This is a genomic window from Mycobacterium sp. 1165178.9 (genome assembly GCF_001673555.1).
GTDB lineage: Bacteria > Actinomycetota > Actinomycetes > Mycobacteriales > Mycobacteriaceae > Mycobacterium.
This window is the reverse complement of sequence record NZ_LZMB01000206.1, coordinates 1-7,940: the sequence shown is the minus strand read 5'-3', so window position 1 is coordinate 7,940 and position 7,940 is coordinate 1. Positions and strand designations below refer to the sequence as shown.

Below are 7,940 nucleotides of genomic sequence, written 5' to 3'. Positions count from 1 at the left end.
AACCGCGGACCTGGATGTCGCGTTCCTCCATCACGTTGAGCATCGACACCTGGATGCGCTCGGCGAGGTCGGGCAGTTCGTTGACCGCGACGATGCCGCGATGGGCGCGGGGGATCAGTCCGTAAGCGATCGTCTCCGGGTCCCCCAGGCTGCGGCCCTCCGCGACCTTGATCGGGTCGATGTCGCCGACCAGGTCGGCGACGCTGGTGTCCGGGGTGGCGAGCTTTTCGGTGTAGCGCTCGCTGCGGTGCTTCCATTCGACCGGCAGGTCGTCGCCCAGGGTGGCGGCCTTGCGGATGGATTCCGGCGTGATCGGCGAGAAGGGGTGCTCGCCCAGTTCGGCGCCGGCGATCACCGGCGTCCACTCGTCGAGCAATCCGGTCAGCGCGCGCAGCAGCCGGGTTTTGCCCTGCCCGCGTTCGCCGAGCAGAACAAGGTCGTGGCCCGCGATCAGCGCCCGCTCCAGCTGGGGCAAGACGGTGTCGTCGAATCCCAGAATCCCCGGCCAGATGGCTTCACCGTCTCCGCCTTCAGCGAGGCGGGCGAGGAGATTCTCGCGGATTTCCTGCTTGACTCCCCGTTCACGGTGACCGGCGGCACGCAGTTCGCCGACGGTGCGGGGCAGGTTGCTCGGTGACATCACCACTCCACGCTACGACGCGCGCTCAGACGAGTCATGCCAAGGGCGTTCACCGAACGCTTATTGACACCTGCGTCGCCGCGCGCACCGTGACTAATGCGCGAAGTGACGCGCACCCGTGAGATACAGCGTGATGCCGGCGTTGGTGGCCGCCGCGGTCACCTCGTCGTCGCGCACCGAACCGCCGGGATGCACGATCGCCTTCACTCCCGCGCCGGTTAGCGTCTCGAGTCCGTCCGGGAACGGGAAGAACGCGTCCGAGGCCGCGACCGCGCCGCGCACCCGCTCGCCGCCGCGCTCGACGGCCAGCCGCGCGGCGTCGACCCGGTTCACCTGACCCATGCCGACGCCGATGGTGGCGCCGGCGCCGGCGATCACGATCGCATTCGATTTCACGGCGCGGCACACGCGCCAGGCGAACACCAGATCGGCCAGCGTCGCCGGATCGGCGGGCGAGCCGGTGGCCAGCGTCCAGTTCACCGGGTTGTCGCCGTGCGCATCGAGCTCGTCGCGCTGCTGCACCAACAGGCCACCGCTGATCGGCCGAAGCTCGGTACCACCGCTGAGCGGCTCCGAACCCACCAACACCCGGATGTTCTTCTTGCGGGTCAACGCCTCGAGGGCGGCCGGCTCGTAGGCGGGGGCCACGATGACCTCGGTGAAGATGGTGCTGACGTATTCGGCCATTTCGAGGCTGACCTCGGTGTTGGCCGCGATGACACCGCCGAACGCACTCAGCGGATCGCATTCGTGCGCCTTGCGGTGTGCGTCCGCGACCGATGCCGACGAGATGGCGATCCCACACGGGTTGGCGTGCTTGATGATCGCCACGCAGGTCTGCTCGTGATCGAAGGCGGCCCGCCAGGCCGCGTCCGCATCGGTGAAGTTGTTGTAGGACATCTCTTTTCCGTGCAGCTGCTCGGCCTGCGCCAGTCCCGGCCACGCGCCGGGGTCGCTGTAGAGCGCGGCCTGCTGGTGCGGGTTCTCGCCATAGCGCAACATCGCCGAGCGGCGCCAGCTGCGGCCCAGCCACTTCGGGAAAGTGGTCGGCGGGTGTTCGGGGGCCAGCGTCGACTCCATCCAGCTCGCAACCGCGGTGTCGTATTCGGCGGTGTGCTGAAACGCCAGCGACGCCAGCTTTTTACGCTCGGCGAGGGTAAAGCCGCCCTCGCGTACCGCGGCGAGCACGCCGTCGTAACCCCTGGGGTCGGTGATCACCGCCACGCTGGGATGGTTTTTCGCCGCGGCCCGCACCATCGACGGGCCGCCGATGTCGATCTGTTCGACGCATTCGTCGATGCTGGCCCCGGAGTCGACGGTCTCGGTGAAGGGGTACAGGTTGACGACGACAAGCTCGAACGCCGCAATGCCGAGCTCCTCGAGGGCGGCGGCGTGCTCGGGTTTGCGAAGGTCGGCCAGCAGGCCCGCGTGCACGCGCGGGTGCAACGTCTTGACGCGGCCGTCGAGCACCTCCGGAAAACCGGTCAGCTCCTCGACCCGGGTTACCGAAATGCCTTTGTCGGCAATGACCTTCGCGGTGGATCCGGTCGAGACGATCTCGACGCCCGCACCCGCCAGGCCCTGCGCGAGGTCGACCAGCCCGGTCTTGTCGTACACGCTGATCAAGGCGCGCCGGATCGGCCGTTTGGCGTCTTCGCGCCAGTCATCGGTGCTCATCGGTTCGTCGCCTTTCGTCCGATCGTCGCTCTTCTCCCGACCAGGGTCAGGCCGCCCGTCGCGATCGCGGCCACCACGTCCACCAGTAGCTTTCGTTCGGTGACTTTGATGCGTTCGTGCAGGGTCTCTTCGGTGTCGTCGTCGAGCACCGGAACGGATTCCTGCGCCAGGATCGGCCCGGTGTCCGTCCCGGCGTCCACCAGGTGCACCGTACAGCCTGTGAGCTTCACACCGTAGGCCAGCGCATCGGCCACCCCGTGCGCACCCGCGAACGCAGGCAGCAGCGTCGGGTGCGTGTTGATGATGCGGCCGTGAAATCGCGAAAGGAACTGCGGCCCAAGTATTTTCATGAATCCGGCGGATACCACCAGGTCGGGGGAATGCGCGGCGGTGGCCTCGGTGATGGCCGCGTCCCACGCGTCGCGGTCTGCGTGGTCGCCGAGGCGGACGATGAACGCGGGCACGGAGGCCGCCGCGGCGATCTCGGTGGCCAGGCAGCCGCGGTCGGCGCCGACGGCGACCACCCGGGCGGGATAGTCCGCGACGGCCGACGTCAACAATGAATTCAGCAGCGACCCGGTGCCCGACGCCAGTACCACTACCCGTGCCGGTGCGTTCGAGGGCACATGGAGCGGTTCCACCACATCGGCGAGCCTACTGTCGGCGTCGTCCCACTGACGATCAGGCTGGCCGCATGGGAATTGCCCACCTCTGAGTACCCTGTGTCGCACCCGCCGCGCGGCGGTTGTCGCTACGACACGGGCAAAAGGCCTAATCCTTAATCTCGCTCGGTCGTCCCGGCTCCGGTTCGGCGGGGGGCGGCCCGTCGTCGACCCGCGCATCGGGTTCGACGGAGTCGACCGCGGGATCGGCCGAGTCCACCGGCGCGTCGGGTTCGGCGGAGTCGACCGCGGGATCGCCCGGGTCCCCCACGCCGGCCGGCGCCTCGTCGGCCGCGCCCACCGGGACCGCGTTCTCCCCCGCAGCGTCCTCGCCAGGCCGATCGTCATCGAAAACGCCAGGGAGGTCCGCGGGTTCCTCGACCGTTGCGGGCCCGGCCTTGAGGCGACGAGGGCGACGCCTGACCCCACCGCTCATCACCACGGTGACCGCGCCGATGACCGTGAACCAGAAGAAGACACCGACGAGCAACGCGCCCTGGTCCACGCCCACGTGGCCGAAGTTTCCCAGCTGGCCGCTGCCGGCGTACGCGAGCAACGACATCACCAGCGCCCCGGTGACCGCGGCGACCAGCAGCTTGGCGGCGGCCGCCAGCGGCGGCAGCGCGCGCCGGGCGCATTGCTGGCCGACCGCCACCCCGGACGACGCGCCGATGATGAGCAGCGCCACCCAGACCGGCCCCAACGGAGGCCTGGGGACGGCGGCTAGCACCGGCAAGGCCGGGATGTCACCACCGAACACGGTGAACGAACTGAATGTCGCGAACCCGATGTGCGCGCTGGACCCGACGGCCATCGCCGCGGTGCCCACAATCACGTTGGGCGCGTACAGCATTGACAACAGGGTGAGACTGAACTCCCCGAAGATCGAATCGGTGATGCCGTAGAGCTCCTGCATGGTCGACCAGTGCACGACCAGTGACCCCGCCGTCACCAGGCCGGACAGCCCGAGCAACGCGAGCAGGCCGGCGGAGGCGGCGCGCAGGGAATCGCCCAGCCAGAACGGCAGCGACGCCGCCGCCAACGCGCGCGGCCCCACCCGGGACCACACTCCGATCCCGGCGCCGGCGGCATGAACCGCGAGCACGCTGAGGAATGCGCGCAGCGCGCTGGGCGTCTGCAACTCGGTGATCACCGACGAAGCGTCGTGGATGACCGCCAGGGCGATCGCCGTGAAAAACAGCGGACCGCCCAGCGCCGAGGCGATGACCCAGCGGACGACCAGCCACGACGAGTAGGGCGTGGTGGCCCGTGCCGTGTTGCGCGCGGTCGCCCAGATCATCAGCAGGACCGGCAGCAGCGGCATCACACCGAGTTCGCGGCCACCGATCGACACTGGTACCTGGTGCACCCCCAGCCACATGCTGGCGATGGCGCCCAGCGCACCGGTCATGTCGCTGTTGGCGATCAACAATTGGATCAGCGTGACCGCGGCGATGATGACCAGCGCCACCACCGCCGGGGCGAACGCGACCCGGGCAAGGTCACGCGCCTGGCGAGCGCCTGCTGCCCGGTTGTCCTCCACCCGTGTCACTCTGGGGCACGTCCCCGACTAGGCGCGACAGCGCACGGTTAAGAGGGCGCTGGCCCAGACGGTGACGACGGCGATTGCTGCTCGTGGCCGAACTGCTGGCCCCCACCCTGCTCGGAGAAGTTGGTCGTCGCCGAACCGGAATCCGATCCACCGGCGTGGGGCGGCGGGCTGAAGCTGGGGAAGCCGGTGGGCGGCGTGGACGAGCCATGCTGCTGCGAGGACGGCTGCGGACCCGACTGTGGCGAGGGCTGAGCGCCGAAACCGCCGGTCGGAACGCCGCTCTGGGTGGGCGCCGAACTCGGCGAGTAGCCGCCGTACTGCGACCCGTATCCCTGCGGCGACTGCTGCTGCCCGCCGTGCTGCTGGGCGCCCGGCTGCTGACCGTAGTAAGGCTGCTGACCGTACTGGCCGTATTGGCCGTACTGGCCGTATTGCGCGTAGGGGTCGTACTTGGGCCGCGGCGCCGGTGCGGTGATCACCCCGGATTCCAGCAGGACTACGACGACCGCGGCGATTGCCTGGAGCACGACGGCCGCCACCAGCGGCCACATCGCCCATCCGATCGTGAAACCGGCGGGCAGGTTGATCGTCTCGGTAATTGCCAGCAAGGCACCCAGAACCGCGATCACCGCAACGATTCCCGGATAGTTCTTGGTCTTCGGCAGCAGGCCCAGCCCGGCGAGCAGCGCGGCCAGCACCGCGACCACGACCGCGGTGCCCGCATCGCCGGCGCGCCCACCGATGCCCGGGCCGAGGTCGGCGCCGATGGTGAAGGTGGGACCGAAGTTCAGGAGGTACGCCGCGAAGCCGAGGACCACCACCGCGATGTTCAGGTAAGACGGCAGCCTGCTCGTTCCGTCGTCATCCTTCGCGAAGGACGGTGTGCCACCCGCATAGGTGCCGCCGGATTGCGCCGGTGGATAGCCCGGGCTTCCGGGAGAATAGGTCATGGCTCCTCCTGTTGTTCCAGTGCCTTGAACTGCCTAACGGTCGCCACGGTTGCAGTGCAACGCTGTGCTTGCAGACGCCTCGCCGCGTTAGCGACGCGGTCGATCACCCACGCTAGCGCACGTGCGGCAACGCGTGCCGCTGCCACCGGCTTGGGCGGCGGGGTGCACACCGGCGGCGACGGTGGACGCTCGCGAGACGGTCCGTGTCATCACGGCTTGCCCAGCAGAGGTAGAACACGTTCTAATTCTCTGCATGGATTACGGGCTTGTGCTTTTTACCAGCGATCGTGGCATCTCCCCGGCGAAGGCCGCGAAGCTCGCCGACGACCACGGCTTTCAAACCTTCTACGTGCCAGAACACACTCACATTCCGGTGAAGCGCGAGGCAGCTCACCCCACGACGGGGGACGAATCGCTGCCCGACGATCGCTACATGCGGACACTAGACCCATGGGTAAGTCTGGGCGCGGCGTGCGCGGTCACCTCACGGGTGCGGCTGTCCACCGCGGTGGCCCTCCCGGTCGAGCACGACCCGATCACCCTGGCGAAAAGTATTGCCACCCTTGACCACCTGTCGGGTGGACGGGTCAGCCTGGGCGTCGGATTCGGCTGGAACACCGACGAACTCGCCGACCACAACGTGCCGGCGGGCCGGCGCCGCACCATGCTGCGCGAATACCTCGAAGCGATGCGGGCGCTGTGGACCGAAGAAGAGGCCGAGTACGACGGTGAATTCGTGAAGTTCGGCCCGAGCTGGGCCTGGCCGAAGCCGGTGCAATCGCACATCCCGGTGCTGGTGGGTGCCGCGGGCACCGAGAAGAACTTCAAGTGGATCGCGCGCAGCGCCGACGGCTGGATCACCACCCCGCGCGATTTCGACATCGACGAGCCGGTCAAGCTGCTCCAGGACACCTGGACGGCGGCGGGCCGCGACGGCGCTCCCCAGATCGTGGCGCTGGACTTCAAGCCGGTGCCCGAGAAGCTGGCCAGGTGGGCCGAGCTGGGGGTGACCGAGGTGCTGTTCGGTCTGCCGGATAAGTCCGAGGACGAGGTGGCCGCCTACGTCGAACGCTTGGCGGGCAAGCTGGCCGCCCTGGTCTGACTGCCCTTCATCTCCGCGAGACTTAAACCACGGCGACCATTCGCGGCGTGTCGTGTGCGTGGTTTAGGTGTCGCGCGGCCAGAGGCGGTAGTGCGTCTAGCCGAGCGAAGCCCGGTTTCCGTTGTCGGTCGACCACACCGCGATCTCCGCACCGAGCGGATCGCCGTCGCACATCAACGCGACAAGCTCGTCGTCGTCGGTGGTAGCCATGAATCGCGTGTTGTCCGCGGCGAGCCTGCCGACGATGATGCCGGTGCGGACCGGCCAGTCGTAGTGCACGGAGTATGTCTCAATGGTTGCCGCGCCGTCGGGTGTCTTCGTGACTTCGACCTTTGGCAGCGCGTCGATCTCCTTCTTCAGCTCCGCAGAGTTGTCGGTGCGCCAGTTCACCGGGGTGGTCGAGTAGATACCCACCGAGTACTTGCTCATGATGCCGCCGTTGGCGCCGACCAGCCCGAAACGCCCTGGCCTGTCCCGCATCTGCGCGACCGTCTCGGCGATGCCGTGCAGCGAGTAACTGTTCCCGGGGCCACCGAAGTAGGGCAATCCGCCGGTCAGGGTCAGGCCGCGCGGGTCGTCGCCGTCGATGCCCATGGCTTCGCACATGACGAACACCGGGAATGGGAAGCAGCTGTACAAATCGAAGGTATCGATCTCGTCGACGCCGATTCCCGCTACCCGCAACGCTTCTCGGGCCGCGTGGACCGCCGCCGGGCTGGCACCGAGGTCGACGCGATCGAGCATCGCCTGCTCGATCATGTCCGAGTGGCCGTGCACGAAGACCCACTTCTCCTCGGGCACGCCCAGGCGCGTCGCCGCCTCCACTGACATCAGTGTCGCCGCCGCGCCCTGGTTCACCTGATCGCGGGCGACGAGCAGGCGGGGATAGGGGTCACAGATCATCCGGTTGTCGTCGGTGATCGTGATGATCTCCTCGACCGACCGCTCCACCGGCGACGACGAAAGCGGGTTCTTGGCAGCCACTTTGGACATCGGGGCGAACAGTTCGGCCATCGCGCGCCGATAGTCGGCCACGCTGTACCCGAGGCGCGCGCGGCGGGCGTTCTCCAGCAGCCCGTACTGCACGGGCGCCCCGGTCAGGCCGTGCTGGATCGTGTAGTCGTCGATGTAGCTGGAGATCTGATGGCCGCGATCTTCCAGCTGGCCCTCGACGTGTTCGGTGAAGTCGGGCTTGTCATCACGGCTGGCGAAGTAGCGAGCCGTCGATCCCGGCTCCGAGCCCATGATCATCACGACGTCGGCTTCGCCCGCCACGATCGCGTTGCCCGCCTCGGTGACAAGTTTCTGGGGCCCCTGCCCGCCGACCGGTTCGAGTACCACGCGGGCGGGATCGCCG

At 68.2% G+C, this 7,940-nt stretch carries 6 protein-coding genes and 1 pseudogene; 1 reads left to right on the top strand and 6 read right to left on the bottom strand.

The features are described from left to right. From A5652_RS09735 to A5652_RS09715, 5 genes and pseudogenes are all read right to left on the bottom strand, one after another. Positions 1-640: pseudogene (locus A5652_RS09735) on the bottom strand (magnesium chelatase); the annotation flags it as partial. Between the two features lie 93 nt (positions 641-733). Next, positions 734-2,317: a bifunctional phosphoribosylaminoimidazolecarboxamide formyltransferase/IMP cyclohydrolase gene (purH, locus tag A5652_RS09730; protein WP_067349849.1), complete on the bottom strand. Its 1,584-nt coding sequence runs from the start codon at positions 2,315-2,317 to the stop codon at positions 734-736. Then, positions 2,314-2,961 carry a phosphoribosylglycinamide formyltransferase gene (gene purN, locus A5652_RS09725; protein WP_067349845.1) on the bottom strand — a complete coding sequence of 216 codons (648 nt, stop codon included), beginning with the start codon at positions 2,959-2,961 and terminating at the stop codon, positions 2,314-2,316. The genes purH and purN overlap by 4 nt, the downstream gene beginning before the upstream one ends. A 127-nt stretch (positions 2,962-3,088) precedes the next feature. Further along, positions 3,089-4,522, bottom strand: a complete 1,434-nt coding sequence (locus tag A5652_RS09720) for a DUF6350 family protein (RefSeq protein ID WP_067349840.1) — start codon at positions 4,520-4,522, stop codon at positions 3,089-3,091. A 47-nt stretch (positions 4,523-4,569) separates the two neighbouring features. After that, complete coding sequence (locus A5652_RS09715; RefSeq protein WP_067349838.1) at positions 4,570-5,481, bottom strand: DUF5336 domain-containing protein; 912 nt, start codon at positions 5,479-5,481, stop codon at positions 4,570-4,572. Positions 5,482-5,734: 253 nt separating this feature from the next. Between A5652_RS09715 and A5652_RS09710 the strand changes: the two genes are divergently transcribed. Next, positions 5,735-6,583 (top strand): LLM class F420-dependent oxidoreductase, encoded by an 849-nt coding sequence (locus tag A5652_RS09710; protein ID WP_067349835.1) that lies wholly within the window; start codon positions 5,735-5,737, stop codon positions 6,581-6,583. Between the two features lie 96 nt (positions 6,584-6,679). On the opposite strand, the gene A5652_RS09705 is transcribed toward A5652_RS09710, so the two are convergent. Beyond that, on the bottom strand, positions 6,680-7,940 hold a 1,261-nt coding region (locus tag A5652_RS09705), incomplete at its 5' end, for an acetyl-CoA acetyltransferase (RefSeq protein WP_067349832.1).